The following is a 15,290-nucleotide window of genomic DNA, read 5'->3' on the forward strand; positions in this document are numbered from 1 at the left end:
CCCGCTGCGGCGCAGGGCGGAGCGCACGGAGAACATCGTCCGCTGGACGGAGTTCGACCGGGGCGGGCACTTCGCGGCGATGGAGGAACCGGACCTGCTGGTCGGCGATGTCCGGGCCTTCTTCCGGCAGCTGCGCGAGAAGGGCGTCGGCTGACGGCTCCTCAGGCCGCCAGGCACAGCCCGTTGTACGGCCTGCGGTGCTGCGGTGCCGCGGCCGTACGGCGGGCAGCGGCGCTCTGCCGGGTCAACTCGCTCTGCGTGAGCGACAGCAGGTCGCCGAGGCCGAGGCCCAGGGCGTGGGCGGCGGCCGCGAGGACCTCGGAGGAGGCCTCCTTGCGGCCGCGTTCGATCTCGGACAGGTAGGGCAGCGAGATCCGGGCCGCGTCGGCCACGTCCCGCAGCGTGCGCTCCTGCGCCTGCCTCTCCCTGCGCAGCACATCACCGACCAGATCCCGCCAAAGGGGCTCCCTGGGTGCGGAATCGGGGGCGTCGGGCCGGGCCGGCTCCGGGCACAGCGGGATCACACGGGCTTCGTCGCTCACCTTGTTGCTCACCCCGTCAGCCTAGGCGCGGCCGTCGCACTCATGTCCGGACAACGCCGATTTCCCGCCAGCCGTGGCCGAGGGGCGCATGCGTCGCGTCACCGCGGGTAAGCGCCGAGCTAGCGACGCAGCGGGCAGGCATGGAAGCCCGGATGCCGGGTACTCGGTGGAAGCCGTTCCGGACAGGGACGGGACACACAGAGACAACGGCAGCCGTCGAACCGTCACGTTCAGGGGAGAGGCAATGGGCACCGCCGGGATCCGGTCGGAAGCAGAGGTCGTCGGCAGGACCGAGCAGGACAGGACGGGCGAGGCAGCACTGCCCGGCATCGAGGACCCGGCATCCGTCGCGCCGCGCGACGCGCGGGAGCTGTCCCGCCAGTTCTTCCGGCGGCTCACCGAGCTGGAGGAGGGAACGCACGAGCACCAGTACGCGCGCAACACCCTCATCGAGATGAACATGTCACTCGTGCGCTTCGCGGCCGGACGGTTCCGGGGCCGCGGCGACGACATGGAGGACGTCGTCCAGACCGGCATGATCGGTCTGATCAAGGCCATCGACCGTTTCGAGCTGTCGCGCGAGGTCGAGTTCACCTCCTTCGCGCTGCCGTACGTCATGGGCGAGATCAAGCGGTTCTTCCGGGACACCACCTGGGCGGTGCACGTGCCGCGGCGACTGCAGGAGCTGCGCGTGGAACTGGCCAAGGCGCGTGAGGAGCTGTCCAGCCGACTGGACCGGGATCCGACGGTCGCCGAGCTGGCCACGCTCATGAACATCCCCGAGGACGAGGTGGTCGAGGGCCAGCTCGCCTCCAACGGGTACAACTCCGCGTCCCTGGACGCGGCGCTCAACGGAGACGGCCCCGAGGATGGCGAGGCGGTGCTCGCCGACTTCATCGGCGTGGAGGAGGAGGGGCTGCGGCTCGTCGAGGACTTCCACGCACTCGCTCCGCTCATGGCCGAGCTGAGTGACCGCGACCGCCGGATCATCCACCTGCGGTTCGTCGAGGAGGCCACCCAGGCGGAGATCGGGGAGCGGCTCGGCTGCTCCCAGATGCACGTCTCCCGGCTGATCAAGCAGATCATCACGCGGCTGCGCCGGGGCATGCTGGGCGAACTCGGCTGCGCCTGAGGCCCGGGCCCACCCTCTGAGCGCGAGGCCCACCCTCTGAAGGCGAGGCCCCCTCGGAGGGCCCGGGCCCGCCCTCGGCGGCGAAGGGGCTCAGGCCTTCAGCGGAAGCCGTGCGCACACGCGCTTGCCCACCGGAACCCGCTCGACGGTCACTTCGGCGGCCAGCGCGTGGACGATCTCCAGGCCGTGGTGGCCGACGCGTTCGGGGTTCTTCGGGAACCGGCGGGGCAGGGCCACGCTGCTGTCGTATACGGCCACGTTCACCGTGCTGTCCGTGCCTTCCAGTTCCAGGATGTACGGGCCGCTGCTGTGCTGGTCGGCGTTGGTGACCAGCTCGCTCACGACGAGCAGCAGCTCACCGTCGGCACGGCTGTCGATGACGGCACACCACTCGGTCCGCAGCCGCTGCAGGAACCGGGCTGCAAAAGCCCGGGCCTCGGCGATGCATCCGGGTTCGCCGGTGTAGTGCGCCGCGCATCGCAGCGGCTCCACGGGTACGTCGAAACCAGTCGGTATCACTGCCCCGCCCAGGTGCTCGGTCATGCGTGTCTCTCTCGGAAGCCGGGTCCGCTCGATCGATGGTGCACCAGTCCTCGTACCCCGAGCCGGGCCGGGCAGTCCCCGCAGGCGTTCGCCCACCGCGCACAAACGGGATCATGTCCCGGGCGATGCCGGGCTCGGCGGCACCTGGGCGCTGGAGGTCGCCGCCGGCCCACTGGACTGTGTGGACGCGGAGGAGCCGGACGGGGACTGCGTCTTGGAGGACTCCGCGGAGGAGGCCGAGGACGGCTTCGAGGAGGACTCCGAGGACGGTGACGTCGAGCCGGAGGTCTCCTTGGACGGCGACGGTGAGGACGGCGACTCGGACGACGGGGTCTTCGACGACGGCGACTGCGAGGCGGAGGACGAGGACTCGGAGGACGAGGGCGGCGAAGACTTCGAGGACGAAGAAGAGGACGAAGAAGAGGACGAGGACGAGGCAGACGACGAGGAGGAGGACGGGGACGAGGAAGAGCCCTTGGAAGGGCTGCTCGATGCCGACGCCGACGGGCAGGGCACCACGGAGGCGCCCGGCGTCCCGGTCGTGCCCGGCACGGACGCGCAGGGGAGCGGCCGGTTCCAGGGGGCCGGGTGCTTCGGGGGCTTCGCCGGCTGGTCACGGCGGCCGGTGTCGTCGCCGCGGTGGCGGTGGAACCAGCCGCCATGGTCGGAGTCGTAGATCACGAAGACGTTGACGATCGTCGGCGCGGGCGCCACCACGACGGTGGTCGAGGGCCGGTACGACGCCCAGCGGTCCCCCGTCAGCCGCGGGGTGCCGCTCTGGGCGACCGGCGGGGTCAGCGGGTTGCCGCAGACGCAGCGCGCCCGGGGCACGCCGCGCCCGTCGACGAGGACGGCGGTACCCGCCTGGAGGACGGACTGGAAGCTGGTGGCGGCGCCGTTGCGGTAGCCGTGGTTGGTGACGCGGGTGTCCACGCGCAGCGTCACCGCGGTCAGCGACCGCAGATAGGCGGGGACCGCGGCGGGCTGGATGCCGACCTGGGCAGCGTACGCACGGTTCTTCGCCGGGTCGGCCTGAAGAGCCTTGATCTGTTTCTCGACGTCGCAGCTGGGGCTGTTCCGGATGCCGCTGTAGAGACCGGGCGCACCGCCCTGGACTCCGCGCACCTCGTTGCCCGGCGCGGCGGAGACGGACGGGGAGGACGTCGTCGCCGGGGCGGATTGCGTCGTCGCGGTCGACTCGGTGAAGGGGTCGGGGCCGGCATTGCCCGCGGCCTGCAGGAAGACCTCGCCGCCCTTGGCGGACCCACCGCCCCCGGGGCGGGTGAGGACCAGCGCCACGACGACGGCGGCGACCACGACGGCGGTGAGGGCGGCTATTCGGGGTGCGGACCTCCACCACGGGGGGTGCGGCCCGCCGGGACCGCCTCCGGAACCGCGCCCGGCTCCGGAACCATGGCCGGCTCCGGAACCGCCGCCCGGTGGGGGCGGGGGCGAGGGGGGTTCGGCGGGGGGCTGGGAGGGTCCCGACAGGGGGCCGGAGGGCGGCCCGGTCGGGTGGCCGGAGGACGGAGGTTCGACGCTCACGAGCCCTTCTTCCCGTCGCGGTTCGCGGCTTATATCAGAGAAAGTCCCGCTTCATGGGCATTTCATGCACAACGAGCCCATTGTGTGCTCGGCTCCCGTGCGGCTCGCAAGCCGACGCAGACGGCCCACCCGGCGGGCGGGCTGCCGGGCCGCTGCCTAGCGTGGCAGGGGTGAGCCCTCCGACCGCCGCCGCGCAGCCCCTCACCCGCCCCGGCTGGACGCAGGCGGGGGCCACGGTGCTGACCGGGCTGGCCGTCATGGCGACGCTCGCCGCGCTGGGGCTGTGGGCGGCCGGGGCGGCGGATCTGCCGGACGGCGCGTTCCCCCGGGTGGTGGTGGCGACCGTGGTGACGGCGGTCGGCGGCACGCTGGAACTCTCCGGGAACGCGGGAGCACTGGCGCGGACCCGTGCGGGTCTCTCGGTGCTGCCCCTGTCGGTGACCCTCGCCGGTGCGCTGGTGATCGGCGCGGGATTCCTGCGGCCGCTGCGGCACCGGGCGGTCGCCTCGGCCCGGGAGCTGGCCGGCTGGGCCGCCCGGATCGCGGTGCTGTGGCTGTGCGCGCTGATCGGGCTGGCGCCGGCCGCCCGGCAGAGCTTCGCCGTCGACGTGGGCAACGGCACGCTCAGCGATCTCACCGACCTGTTCGACGCCGCGCCGAGGATCGGGTTCACCACGGACGTGCCGCTGACCGTGCTGTTCGGGCTGCTGTGGCTGGCCGGGGTGCTGGTGCTCGCCCTGCTCGTCGCGCCCGGGGCGCCTCTGCCGCGGCGGCTGCTCGGCCGGCACGAGTCGGTGCGCCCGGCGGCCCGTGCCATGGTCGTGCTGCTGCTCGGTTACGTGGCCCTGGGCCTTGTCGTCGCGCTGGTGTCGGTGGCGACGCGCGGGCACCCCGCCGAGACGTTCGCGGTGATCCTGCTCGGTCTGCCCAACCTGGCCTGGCTCGCCCTCACCCTCGGCCAGGGGGCCACCTGGCACGGGCGGGTGGACGGCCCCTTCGGCCTGCCGATGCCCCATGCGCTGGACGAGATCCTGCGCACCCCCGGCGTCGCCACGCTGAACCTGCGCACACTCACCGCCCACGACGGCAGGATGTGGTGGCTGCTGGTCGCGGACGTGGTGCTGGTCCTGGCCGTCGCCCTCGCCATGGCGGCGCGTTCCCCGGCCCGCATCCGAGCCTGGCAGCACGCGCTGCGCCTGGGCGTCGCGCTGGCCCTGACGGTGTTCATGGTCTGTCTGCTGTGCCGGATCTCGGCACACTACGGCCTCTCCCTGCTCGGCATCGGCGACCTGGGCGGCGGGCTGTCCGGGGAGGTGTTCCTCCAGCCCCGGCTGTGGCAGGCGGTGAGCCTGGGCGCACTGTGGGGCCTGGCCGCCGGCTTCCTGGGCGCACTGCTGGCCCGGCCCCTGCGGCGGCGGGCAGGGGTGGGGACGTCCTGACAAAGGCACGAGACGCCCTGACAGAGCGGCCGGGGCGCGCAGGCAGAGAGCGCGGGAGGCCCTGGCAGAAGAGAGGGACGCCCTAGCGGAAGACGGGTTCGGCCCACCGCGGTGGCTCCGGGGGCGGTCCGGCCGCGGTTGCGGTGTCCGGCTCCGGGGCCGGGACCGGACGGCTGTCACCGAGGGCGTCGGCCGGGCGGCTGTCACCGACGGCGTCCGCCGAGCGGCTGTCCCCCAGGGCATCGACCGAGCGGCTGTCACCGACGGCGTCCGCCCGGCGGCTGCCGCCCAGGACATCGGCCGGCCGGCCGCGCAGAGCGCCGACGAAGCCGAGACAGGTGTCGTAGCGGGCGTCCGGGCTCTTGGCGAGAGCCTTGGCGAAGACCGCGTCGGCACCTGCGGGAAGGTCGGCGCGCGATCCGCTCGGCGGGGGCGGCTCGTCGTACTGATGGGCCCACAGCAGAGCCATGTCGTCCTCGCGCTGGAAGGGCGGGCGCCCGGCCAGGGTCTCGTAGACGACGCAGGCGAGGCCGTAGACATCGCAGCGGCCGTCGACGGGCCGGCCGGAGATCTGTTCCGGGGCCACGTAGTCGAGAGTGCCGACGAACTGGCCGACGCTGGTGAAGCCGGTCAGGGACAGCGACTTCTTCGTCAGGCCGAAGTCGGTGAGGTACACGTGCTCGGGGTGGTCGCTGTCCGTGCCCCGGGCGACCAGGACATTGCCGGGCTTGACGTCCCGGTGGACCAGACCGTGTTCGTGGGCGGCGTCGAGCGCGGAGGCCACCTGGGCGGCGATGCGCACGGCGGCCTCGAAGGGCAGCGGCCCGTGCTCGTCGAGGAGGCGGCGCAGATCGCTGCCGGGGACGTACCGCATGGCGATGTAGAGCACGCCCTCCGTCTCGCCGGCCTCGAAGACGGGCACGATGTGCGGATGGTCGATCGAGGCGGCGACCCGGGACTCCTGCGTGAAACGCTGCCGGAAGGTGTCGTTGCGGGCGAGTTCCGGGGCGAGCAGCTTGAGGGCGACGGTGCGGTCGAGGCGCAGATCGCGGGCGCGGTAGACGACCGCCATGCCGCCGCGGCCGATCTCGCTCTCGACCCGGTAGTTCGCCACCTCGCACCCGATCAGTTCCGCGGGACTGGTCAGCGACAGGCCGCCCGGGCGCGCCATCAGGGCTCACCCTGGGAGGCCACGTACCGGGTGGGGGCGTGCCCGGCGTCCTCGCCCGACGCCGTCCGGTCGGTGGCGTAGGTGCTCAGGTGCCTCCCGTCGCCGTACAGCCAGCGGCCCTCGTCCGGGTCGTACAGCCACATGGACTCGCCGTCGACCACGATGCCGATCCGCAGTTCGCGGGTACGGTCCTGGAACGTCTGCCCGTCCAGGCCGCCCGCCGCCAGGTCCTCCACCGCCGACCGGTAGCCGGCCAGGGCCTCGGCGGCGGCGGCGAGCAGGTGGCGCGGGTCGGCGGCCGCGGCGGGCGCGCCCCCGGCGGCTGGCGGGTCCTGGGGCACGGCGACCAGATGCCGGGCGTCGACCCAGGCGGCCCAGTCGTTGGCGCAGCGGATGTGTCCCCAGTCGCCGCTCCGCTCCACCAGCTCCACGGGCAGCAGCCCGTCGAGGGGAACCGTGGGCCGGTCGGCGTCCGGGGCCTCCCAGGCGGGCATGCCGTGGGGCGGGACGACGTGCGTGGGCCGGAATGCGGACGTCTCCGGGTTCGTCGGTTTCGACATCGCAGCGCCTACTTCCGCATCACGGCGGGTTCCTGCCGGCGCAGCAGCCGGGCGACCAGCAGGCCGTAGCCGACGGACAGCACCGGCAGCATGGCCAGGTTGAGCAGCCAGACGCCCGTCGAGTGCCGGAACAGGGGGTCGGAGGTCAGGTCGCCGGGCACGATCCGGGCCAGCCCGATGGTGGCGGCCATGGCGCCGAGCGCCCAGCGGGAGGGCACCAGCCAGGAGAGCTGTTCGAGGACGGGCACGCCGTTCAGCGGGAGCAGCGCGCCGCAGAAGACGACCTGGACGACGGCGAGCAGCACCAGCAGCGGCATCGTCACCTCCTCCTTGCGCACGAGGGCCGAGACCAGCAGCCCGAGCATCATGGCCGCGAACGCCAGCAGGGCGACGGCCAGGGTGATCTCGAGCAGGGGAGGGAGCACGACGCCGCTGCCGCCGGGCGCGTCGAGGTCGACGCCGGCCAGGGCGACCAGGGTGAGGACGACGGCCTGGGCGACCGTGATGGTGCCCAGCACCACCACCTTGGACATCAGGTACGCCGGTCTGGACAGGCCGACGGCGCGTTCGCGCCGGTAGACCGCGCGCTCCTTGACGAGTTCGCGCACCGCGTTGGCCGCGCCGGTGAGCACGCCGCCGACGCAGAGGATGAGCAGCGCGTTCATCGCCGTGTCCTGGGTCAGCTTCCCGCCCGCGAGGGCCCGGGCCATGGCTCCCATCACGAACGGCAGGGCGACCATGACGACGAGGAAGGTGCGGTCGGCGGCGAGGACGGCCGTGTAGCGGCGGACCAGGGTGCGCAGCTGGGCGGCCGGGCTGCGCGGGCGGAGCGGGGGCGCGGGCGCGGCCGGTGCGGACTCCGGGCGCCGGGGCTGGGTGGTGGCCTCGGTGACGTAGTGCCGGTGGAACGGCGAGTCGCGGTATTCCCCCGCCCAGTCCCGGTCCTGGACGTGGTCGAAGGCCTCGAAGGCTTCCGGCCACTGCTCGAAGCCGAAGAAGGCGAGGGCGTCGTCGGGCCGGCCGTAGAACGCGATCCGGCCTCCGGGGGCGAGGACCAGGAGACGGTCGCAGACGCCGAGACTGAGGACGCTGTGCGTGACCACGATGACGGTGCGGCCGTCGTCGGCGAGCCCGCGCAGCATGTGCATCACGGAGCGGTCCATGCCGGGGTCGAGACCGGAGGTCGGCTCGTCCAGGAAGAGCAGCGACGGCTTGGTCAGCAGTTCCATGGCGACGCTGACCCGTTTGCGCTGGCCGCCGGAGAGAGTGTGCACGGGTTGTCCGGCGCGTTCTTCGAGCCCCAGTTCCCGGATCACCTCCTCCACCCGGGCCTGCCGTTCGGTGTTCTCCGTGTCCTCGGGGAAGCGCAGTTCGGCGGCGTAGGAGAGGGCGGCGCGCACGGTGAGCTGGGGGTGCAGGATGTCGTCCTGCGGGACCAGGCCGATGCGCCGCCGCAGTTCGGCGTAGTCGCGGTACAGGTCACGGCCGTCGTACAGGACGGTGCCGTGGTCGGCGGGCCGCTGTCCGGTCAGAGCGTTGAGCAGCGTGGACTTGCCGGCCCCGCTCGGTCCGACGACGGCGAGCAGGCACTTCTCCCCCACCGGGAAGGAGACGTGGTCGAGCAGGACCTTGTCGCCGCGGTCGACGGCGACCGTGAGGTCCTGGACGTCGAGGGAGATCTCCCCGGTGTCGACATACTCCTGGAGTTCGTCGCCGACCAGGCAGTACGTGACGTGGCCGATGCCGACGATGTCTCCGGGGCCTGCGGGGGCGCGGGTGACGGGACGCCCGTCGAGGTAGGTGCCGTTGTGGCTGCCGAGGTCGACGATCTCGTAGCCGCCGTCGGCGCGGGCGCGCAGTTCGGCGTGGTGGCGGGAGACCGTCAGGTCGTCGACGACGAGGTCGTTGTCGGCGGCCCGGCCGATGCGGATCGTGCGCGTGGGCAGCGGCCGCACCCGGCTCGGGCGGCAGTAGGTGCCGGTCAGTTCGGGACGCGAGACGGCCGAGGGATGTCCGGGGGCGGCCTCGGTGGCCCCGGTGAGGACGGCGCGGGGCCCGTCGGCGGGGTTGCCGAAGCGGATGACGCTGCCGGGGCGGACGTCCCACGCCTCGATGCGACGGCCGTCGGCGTAGGTGCCGTTGGTGCTCTGTGCGTCTTCGAGCATCCAGCGGTCGTGGTCGCAGCGCAGCACCGCGTGGTGCCACGAGACCCTTGCGTCGTCGAGCACGATGTCGCTCAGCGGATCACGCCCGACGTGGTAGTCGTGGCCCGGGTTCATCACCGTGGAGCCCGTGTCGGTCTCCAGAACGAGTTCGGGCGCCGTCGGGGCGACCGGTCGCTCCGCCATGGTCATAATTCTACCGATTCGCTCACATGTGCGCCTGCTTGACCGGTCCGGTCGGGGCCCTGCGCGATGTCCGTGGCGGCACGTGTCAGGCGACGGGTACGACGAGCGCCGGGAGGGTGCGCTGCATGCGCAGTGCGTCGACGGACTCGGCGAGCAGTTCGTACTCGGTGGTGTCGTCGCTGGCGGCGACCCGCACCAGTCGGCCGCCGGCCAGTTCCTCCGCGACCAGCTCCTGCCCGTCGGCATCGGCGCACCAGGCGCGCAGCAGTGCGGGGACGTCGGCCACCGAGTCCGCGACCGGGGCGAGCGCGCCGGCCGGGAAGGCGGGGTCCTGCGGGCTCGGGTCGAGCCGCTCGGCGATCCAGGACGCCCGGTCCCGCAGCCACCACAGAGCCAGCGCCAGTGTCGGCGCGCGATAGGTGCCGAGCGGTACGCCGATGCGCCGGCCGCCGCACATGCCGTACGCGGTGACATGGCACAGGAATTCGTCGTGCACGATCACTCCCCCGAACGCATCGCTGACGTGCCGGCCGGGCCCTCGCTCTCGTGCGGGTCCTGTGCGGTGAAGTGCCCCTGGCGTTTGAGTATCGCCACTCCCGAAACACTGTCACCATGTCTTTCCGGCCAGTCTCTTGGCATATTCCGCGCCCGTTCTGGCCAAAAATGCGCCGGGTGCGCGGCGCCCGTGGCATGACCCGGGAGGTAATCGACCCGCCCCTCATTCGACCGGCATGGTGGTCACACCGGATCGGCGAACACCCGGATCCGGCTCCCGCCCAGCAGATACGACCTCGATGGAGGCTGATTCGCCATGACCGTGAGCACCGAGGGTTACGAGAGCCCCGTCGCCCGTTACTTCGAGGCCTGGAACGCCACCGAGCCGGAGGCCCTGGCGAAGGCCGTCGCCGCGGCCTGGACCACGGACGGCAGCTACACCGACCCGCTCGCCGACGTCCGCGGGCACGAGCAGATCGCGGCCGTGATCGCCGCGGCCCACGAGCAGTTCCCGGGGTTCGCGTTCCGTCTCTCGGGCGCGGTGGACGGACACCACGACATCGCGCGCTTCTCCTGGGAGCTGGTGAACGAGGCGGACGGCTCGGCTCCGGTGGCCGGGTCCGACGTGATCACGCTGGACGGCGAGGGCCGCATCCGGCAGGTGCTGGGCTTCCTTGACCGGCTGCCGGGCGCCTGAGGCCGGGACCGCGATGAGTTTTTCCGCTCGCGGCGGTCAAGGAGGGAAAGGACCGGGACACGGATTCCCGGGCGGCCCGCAAAAGATCACCGCGAGCGGAGACCATCATGAACACCGCCGGCACGAACACGAACACGAACGGCACGGGCACCGCACAGAAAGTGGACGAGGAATTCACCGCGGTTCTGCGCAAAAGCCCGGCGGAAGGCGGCTGGACGTATGTGGTCTGGCCACGGTCCGCGGAATTCTTCGGCACCCGCGGACTGGTCAGGATCCGGGGCACCGCCGACGGACATCCTTTCGTCGGTTCCTTCATGGCGCTGGGCGACGGCACGCACAAGCTGCCCGTGAAGGCCGAGGTGCGCAGGGCGATCGGCAAGGGCGAGGGCGACACGGTGACGGTGCGCCTCGAGGAGCGGCTCAGCTCCTGACCGTCTCCCGGTAGCGGCGGGGCCCGACGCCGACGCTGCGTTTGAAGGCGTTGCTGAAGGCGCTCTCGGAGGTGTAGCCGACCGAGCGGGCCAGTGCCGCGACCGGGGTGGAGTCCTGTCTGAGGGCGCGGGCGGCCAGGCTCATGCGCCAGTTCTGCAGATAGGCGAGGGGCGGAACCCCGGCGGCCTCCTTGAAGCGCACGGCGAAGGTGGTCCGGGACATCGCGGCGGCCCGCGCGAGTTCCTCCAGCTGCCAGGGGTGAGCCGGGTCGGCGTGCATCAGGCGCAGGGCGGGAGCCAGCCGCTCGTCCGCCAGCGCCCGCAGCCAGCCGGCCGGAAGCCCCGCGGCCTCGTTGAGGCAGGCGCGCAGTACCTGGACGAACATCAACTGGGCCAGATGGTCCGAGGAGAAGGCGGAACCGGCCCGGCCTGCGGCCATCTCCTGCATCAGCTGTGCGGTGAGCCAGCGCAGCACCGGCGCCTCGGCCTCGGCGGACCGCACGTGGATCAGCTCGGGCAGGGCCCGGCGCAGCAGGTCGCCGCCGTCCCGGCCGAGGTCGATGTGCCCGGAGACGCACACCACCTCCTCTCCCCGGCCGATCGCTCCCATGCGGGTGCCCGGGTCCACGGCGACGTCCGCCGGGTCGACCGGCTCGACTCCGGGCTCGCTGCACAGGACGTACGGCCGCCGCCCGTCGGAGACGACTATGTCGCCCTCCGACAGGGCTACGGGTTCGGCGCCGCCCTCGGCCACGAGCAGACAGCCGCCCCGCGCCAGGACGTTCACCTTGAGCTTGTCGCGCCCCCGCAGACGGATCGCCCAGCGCCCGCCGGCGGTGAAACCGCCGGAGAAGACCCCGCGCGCGTCGGCGACGGCCAGGGCGTCGGAGAGAGGATCGGCGAACATACTCGAACTATCGCGCAAGTAGTGCGCACTCTCAAGCATTCATCGTTCGGATCGGCGGATCTACGGTGCTCTCATGGCTCACAGCGAGGAGACACCCACCATGACCACCCCACAGCAGCCCCTGTACTCCGGCTTCGGCGCCGCGTCCACCGCCGAGGACGTGATCAAGGGCATCGACCTGACCGGCAGGGTCGCGATCGTCACCGGCGGCTACTCGGGCATCGGCCTGGAGACGAGCCGCGTCCTGCGGGCCGCGGGCGCCGAGGTCGTCGTACCGGCCAGGGACCCGGAGCGGGCCCGTACCGCGCTGAAGGAGACCGGCGGCGTCGAGGTCGAGCCGATGGACCTGATGGACCCGGCGTCCGTCGACGCCTTCGCGGAGAGCTTCCTGGCCTCCGGGCGCCCGCTGCACATCCTGGTGAACAGCGCAGGGATCATGGCGACTCCGCTCGGGCGGGACGCGCGTGGCCACGAGTCGCAGTTCGCCACGAACCACCTCGGCCACTTCCGGCTCGTGGCCCGGCTGTGGCCCGCCCTGGTCGCGGCCCGCGGGGCCCGGGTGGTCCCGGTGTCCTCGCGGGGCATCCGCTTCTCGCCCGTCGTCTTCGACGACCTGCACTTCGAGCACCGGGCCTACGAGCCGTTCCTCGCCTACGGCCAGTCGAAGACCGCCAACGCGCTCTTCGCCGTCGAACTGGACCGGCGGGGCCGGGCGGAGGGCGTACGGGCCTTCGCCGTGCACCCCGGCCAGATCGTCGACACCGGTCTCGCCAAGCACCTCTCCGAGGAGGCCCTGCGGGCGGCCGGTGCCGTCGACGAGGAGGGCCGCCCGGTGCGAGACCCCGCCCGGCAGCAGAAGACCGTCCCACAGGGAGCGGCGACCGGGGTGTGGTGCGCCACCAGCCCGCAGCTCGACGGCCTCGGCGGCGTCTACTGCGAGAACTGCGACATCAGCCCCCTGGTGAGCGCCGAGCAGGAAGCCGCGTGGAGGGCGGGATCGGGTCTGCCCGGCGTGCTGCCGTACGCCGTCGACCCGCAGGAGGCGGCCCGCCTCTGGGAGGTCAGCGAACGGCTCACGGCCTGACCTGCGGCGCACGGCCCGGCACTCACCCGCCGCGCGTGCTCAGCCCTTCACGATCGCGTCGATCCGCGCCAGCTCCTCGTCCTCGAAGTCGAGGTTGCGGATCGCGCCGACGCTGTCCTCGATCTGCTGCGGGCTGCTCGCGCCGACGAGGGCGGAGGTGACCCGGCCGCCGCGCAGCACCCAGGCCAGGGCCAGCTGGGCCAGGGTCTGACCGCGGGACGTGGCGATCTCGTCCAGGGCACGCAGCCGGCCGACCAGGTCCTCGGTGACGGCGTCCGAGTTCAGGAAGGGGCTGTCGCTCGCGGCCCGGGAGCCTTCCGGGATGCCGTCGAGGTAGCGGCCGGTGAGCAGGCCCTGCTCCAGCGGGGAGTACACGATGGAGCCGGCCTGCAGTTCGTCCAGGGCGTCCAGCAGGCCCTCGTCCTCGGGGCGCCGGTCGAGCATCGAGTAGCGCGGCTGGTGGATGAGGAGCGGGGTGCCGAGCTCGCCGAGGACACGGGCGGCTTCGCGGGTCTGCTCCGCCGAGTAGTTGGAGACGCCGGCGTAGAGCGCCTTGCCCTGCTGGACGGCGGTGTGCAGGGCGCCCATCGTCTCCTCCAGCGGAGTGTCCGGGTCGAAGCGGTGCGAGTAGAAGATGTCGACGTGGTCCAGCCCCATCCGCTTCAGGCTCTGGTCGAGCGAGGACAGCAGGTACTTGCGCGAGCCCCATTCGCCGTACGGGCCGGGCCACATCAGGTAGCCGGCCTTGGTGGAGATGACCAGTTCGTCGCGGTACGGAGTGAAGTCGGCCTTCAGGGCCTCGCCGAGCGCGGACTCGGCGGCGCCGGGCGGCGGGCCGTAGTTGTTGGCCAGGTCGAAGTGGGTGATGCCGAGGTCGAAGGCGCGGCGCAGGATGGCGCGCTGGGTCTCGACGGGCCGGTCGGGCCCGAAGTTGTGCCACAGGCCGAGCGACAGCGCGGGGAGCTTCAGGCCGCTGCGTCCGGTGCGCCGGTAGGGCATGTCGGCGTAACGGTCGGGGTGTGCGGTGTACAACGCGACTCCAGAGGGGTTGGCACACGATCTACCGGTGCCACTCTTCCGCGCGCCGCACGCAGCGGTCCAACAGGAGAATCCGATGGAATTGTGCGGCTAGGCTTCTCAATCATGGAACTGCGCCACCTCCAGCACTTCATCGCGGTCGCCGAGGACCAGCACTTCACCCGGGCGGCCGAACGCCTGATGGTCTCCCAGTCCGGCCTGTCCGCCTCCATCCGGGCCCTGGAACGGGAGCTGCGGGCGCCGCTGTTCGTGCGGACCACCCGGCGGGTGACGCTCACCGAGGCGGGGCGCGCGCTACTGGTGGAGGCCGAGCGGATCCTCGCACAGGTGCGGTCGGCGCACGAGGCGGTGGCCGCGGTGCAGGGCGTGCTGCGCGGCACGCTGGCGCTCGGCACCGAGCAGTGCATCGCCGGGGTGCATGTGGCGCGGCTGCTGGCCGCCTTCCGGCGGCGCCACCCGGACGTGGAGATCCGGCTGCGGCAGGCCGGTTCGGGCGCCCTGGCCGAGGAGGTCACGGCGGGGCGGCTGGACCTGGCCTTCGCCTACCGCACCCAGGCGGACAGCGACCAGCTGCGCTCGGTCCCGCTGACCAGCGAGCCGATGACCGTCCTGTGCCACCCGAGCCACCGGCTCGCCTCGGCGGACGCGGTGCTCGCACCGCCGGACCTGGCCGGGGAGGTCTTCGTGGACTTCCACCCGGACTGGGGTCCGCGCCGCACCACCGACGCCGCCTTCGCCGCGACCGGCGTCCGGCGCACGGTCTCCCTGGAGGTGAACGACGTGCACAGCCTGCTCGACCTGGTCGACGAGAACCTCGGCGTGGCCGTCGTACCGCGGCACTTCCGGCACAAGCGGCCCTCGCTCACGGCACTTCCGCTGAAGGGCACGGGCGAGGCGGAGTACGAGACCGTGGCCCTGCTGCCGCCGGAGCGGGCCACCAGCCCCGCCGCCCGCGCGCTGGTCACGCTCCTCGAAACAGGGGGTCTGGCACCACCCCTGGACGGGTCCCAGGCCTCCTGATTCCCGCCGTCCGCCGCCGCAGACTCGTGACCGTCAGCCACATCGACGGCGATCAGGAGAACGGACGATGGCGGAACACACACGGCGGACGGTGCTGCGGGGTGCGGCCGGGCTCGCGGCGGCGGGCGCGCTCGCCGGGACGGCGGAACACCAGGCCTCGGCCCGGACGGCACGGGCTGCGACGGGACGGGCCGCGACGGGACGTCGCTTTCCCTTTCTGGAGGGGGCGTTCGAGCCGGTCACCGAGGAGCTGACGGCGTTCGACCTGCCGGTCACCGGCCGCATCCCGCGCGGGCTGAGCGGCCGCTTCCTGCGCAACGGCCCCAACCTCCTCGGCC

At 72.6% G+C, this 15,290-nt stretch carries 15 protein-coding genes and 2 pseudogenes; 8 read left to right on the forward strand and 9 right to left on the reverse strand.

What is annotated here, in order from left to right; genetic code table 11:
- Nucleotides 1-154 (forward strand): annotated as a pseudogene (locus AB0H32_RS36505) (epoxide hydrolase); the annotation flags it as partial.
- A 7-nt stretch (nt 155-161) separates the two neighbouring features.
- Here the strand turns inward: AB0H32_RS36505 and AB0H32_RS36510 are convergent.
- A complete protein-coding gene (locus AB0H32_RS36510; RefSeq protein ID WP_361130040.1) occupies nt 162-554 on the reverse strand; it encodes a helix-turn-helix transcriptional regulator in 393 nt (130 codons plus the stop codon).
- Between the two features lie 232 nt (nt 555-786).
- Between AB0H32_RS36510 and AB0H32_RS36515 the strand changes: the two genes are divergently transcribed.
- Entirely contained in the window at nt 787-1,674 is an 888-nt protein-coding gene (locus AB0H32_RS36515; protein WP_361130043.1) for an RNA polymerase sigma factor SigF, read from the forward strand.
- 90 nt (nt 1,675-1,764) lie between these two features.
- Here the strand turns inward: AB0H32_RS36515 and AB0H32_RS36520 are convergent, their stop codons facing one another.
- Together AB0H32_RS36520 and AB0H32_RS36525 are read right to left on the reverse strand one after the other, a co-directional pair.
- The gene (locus AB0H32_RS36520) at nt 1,765-2,217 is read right to left on the reverse strand and encodes an ATP-binding protein (RefSeq protein ID WP_361130046.1); all 453 of its coding nucleotides are present in this window, start codon (nt 2,215-2,217) and stop codon (nt 1,765-1,767) included.
- A 111-nt stretch (nt 2,218-2,328) separates the two neighbouring features.
- Nucleotides 2,329-3,762, reverse strand: a complete 1,434-nt coding sequence (locus tag AB0H32_RS36525) for a DUF6777 domain-containing protein (RefSeq protein ID WP_361130048.1) — start codon at nt 3,760-3,762, stop codon at nt 2,329-2,331.
- A 170-nt stretch (nt 3,763-3,932) separates the two neighbouring features.
- Between AB0H32_RS36525 and AB0H32_RS36530 the strand changes: the two genes are divergently transcribed.
- Nucleotides 3,933-5,201: a streptophobe family protein gene (locus AB0H32_RS36530; RefSeq protein ID WP_361130051.1), complete on the forward strand. Its 1,269-nt coding sequence runs from the start codon at nt 3,933-3,935 to the stop codon at nt 5,199-5,201.
- Between the two features lie 82 nt (nt 5,202-5,283).
- On the opposite strand, the gene AB0H32_RS36535 is transcribed toward AB0H32_RS36530, so the two are convergent.
- From AB0H32_RS36535 to AB0H32_RS36550, 4 genes are all read right to left on the reverse strand, one after another.
- Nucleotides 5,284-6,372: a serine/threonine-protein kinase gene (locus AB0H32_RS36535; protein ID WP_361130054.1), complete on the reverse strand. Its 1,089-nt coding sequence runs from the start codon at nt 6,370-6,372 to the stop codon at nt 5,284-5,286.
- Nucleotides 6,372-6,932 (reverse strand): hypothetical protein, encoded by a 561-nt coding sequence (locus AB0H32_RS36540; RefSeq protein ID WP_361130057.1) that lies wholly within the window; start codon nt 6,930-6,932, stop codon nt 6,372-6,374. The genes AB0H32_RS36535 and AB0H32_RS36540 overlap by 1 nt, the downstream gene beginning before the upstream one ends.
- Before the next feature lie 8 nt (nt 6,933-6,940).
- Entirely contained in the window at nt 6,941-9,280 is a 2,340-nt protein-coding gene (locus AB0H32_RS36545) for an FHA domain-containing protein (RefSeq protein ID WP_361130060.1), read from the reverse strand.
- 85 nt (nt 9,281-9,365) lie between these two features.
- The gene (locus tag AB0H32_RS36550) at nt 9,366-9,776 is read right to left on the reverse strand and encodes a hypothetical protein (RefSeq protein ID WP_361130063.1); all 411 of its coding nucleotides are present in this window, start codon (nt 9,774-9,776) and stop codon (nt 9,366-9,368) included.
- Between the two features lie 315 nt (nt 9,777-10,091).
- On the opposite strand from AB0H32_RS36550, the gene AB0H32_RS36555 reads away from it, so the two are divergent.
- Both AB0H32_RS36555 and AB0H32_RS36560 read left to right on the forward strand, forming a co-directional pair.
- Nucleotides 10,092-10,472: a nuclear transport factor 2 family protein gene (locus AB0H32_RS36555; protein WP_361130066.1), complete on the forward strand. Its 381-nt coding sequence runs from the start codon at nt 10,092-10,094 to the stop codon at nt 10,470-10,472.
- 107 nt (nt 10,473-10,579) lie between these two features.
- Complete coding sequence (locus AB0H32_RS36560; protein ID WP_361130069.1) at nt 10,580-10,903, forward strand: DUF1905 domain-containing protein; 324 nt, start codon at nt 10,580-10,582, stop codon at nt 10,901-10,903.
- On the opposite strand, the gene AB0H32_RS36565 is transcribed toward AB0H32_RS36560, so the two are convergent.
- Nucleotides 10,893-11,810: an AraC family transcriptional regulator gene (locus tag AB0H32_RS36565; RefSeq protein WP_361130071.1), complete on the reverse strand. Its 918-nt coding sequence runs from the start codon at nt 11,808-11,810 to the stop codon at nt 10,893-10,895. The two genes, AB0H32_RS36560 and AB0H32_RS36565, sit on opposite strands and share 11 nt — an antisense overlap.
- Before the next feature lie 100 nt (nt 11,811-11,910).
- Between AB0H32_RS36565 and AB0H32_RS36570 the strand changes: the two genes are divergently transcribed.
- Nucleotides 11,911-12,894 carry an oxidoreductase gene (locus AB0H32_RS36570; RefSeq protein ID WP_361130097.1) on the forward strand — a complete coding sequence of 328 codons (984 nt, stop codon included), beginning with the start codon at nt 11,911-11,913 and terminating at the stop codon, nt 12,892-12,894.
- A 39-nt stretch (nt 12,895-12,933) separates the two neighbouring features.
- Here the strand turns inward: AB0H32_RS36570 and mgrA are convergent, their stop codons facing one another.
- Nucleotides 12,934-13,926: an L-glyceraldehyde 3-phosphate reductase gene (mgrA, locus tag AB0H32_RS36575; RefSeq protein WP_361130074.1), complete on the reverse strand. Its 993-nt coding sequence runs from the start codon at nt 13,924-13,926 to the stop codon at nt 12,934-12,936.
- A 111-nt stretch (nt 13,927-14,037) separates the two neighbouring features.
- On the opposite strand from mgrA, the gene AB0H32_RS36580 reads away from it, so the two are divergent.
- Nucleotides 14,038-14,952: a LysR substrate-binding domain-containing protein gene (locus tag AB0H32_RS36580; RefSeq protein ID WP_361130077.1), complete on the forward strand. Its 915-nt coding sequence runs from the start codon at nt 14,038-14,040 to the stop codon at nt 14,950-14,952.
- Nucleotides 14,953-15,019: 67 nt separating this feature from the next.
- Nucleotides 15,020-15,290 (forward strand): annotated as a pseudogene (locus AB0H32_RS36585) (dioxygenase); the annotation flags it as partial.

This window comes from Streptomyces sp. NPDC020362 (genome assembly GCF_040642095.1).
In the GTDB taxonomy this organism is placed as follows: Bacteria; Actinomycetota; Actinomycetes; order Streptomycetales; family Streptomycetaceae; genus Streptomyces.

Coding starts and splice junctions, on each gene's coding strand:
- AB0H32_RS36545 (WP_361130060.1), bottom strand. CDS start 9,280: ATGGCGGAGCGACCGGTCGCCCCGACGGCGCCCGAACTCGTTCTGGAG.
- AB0H32_RS36540 (WP_361130057.1), bottom strand. CDS start 6,932: ATGTCGAAACCGACGAACCCGGAGACGTCCGCATTCCGGCCCACGCAC.
- AB0H32_RS36535 (WP_361130054.1), bottom strand. CDS start 6,372: ATGGCGCGCCCGGGCGGCCTGTCGCTGACCAGTCCCGCGGAACTGATC.
- AB0H32_RS36565 (WP_361130071.1), bottom strand. CDS start 11,810: ATGTTCGCCGATCCTCTCTCCGACGCCCTGGCCGTCGCCGACGCGCGC.
- AB0H32_RS36560 (WP_361130069.1), top strand. CDS start 10,580: ATGAACACCGCCGGCACGAACACGAACACGAACGGCACGGGCACCGCA.
- AB0H32_RS36515 (WP_361130043.1), top strand. CDS start 787: ATGGGCACCGCCGGGATCCGGTCGGAAGCAGAGGTCGTCGGCAGGACC.
- AB0H32_RS36580 (WP_361130077.1), top strand. CDS start 14,038: ATGGAACTGCGCCACCTCCAGCACTTCATCGCGGTCGCCGAGGACCAG.
- AB0H32_RS36520 (WP_361130046.1), bottom strand. CDS start 2,217: ATGACCGAGCACCTGGGCGGGGCAGTGATACCGACTGGTTTCGACGTA.
- AB0H32_RS36555 (WP_361130066.1), top strand. CDS start 10,092: ATGACCGTGAGCACCGAGGGTTACGAGAGCCCCGTCGCCCGTTACTTC.
- AB0H32_RS36570 (WP_361130097.1), top strand. CDS start 11,911: ATGACCACCCCACAGCAGCCCCTGTACTCCGGCTTCGGCGCCGCGTCC.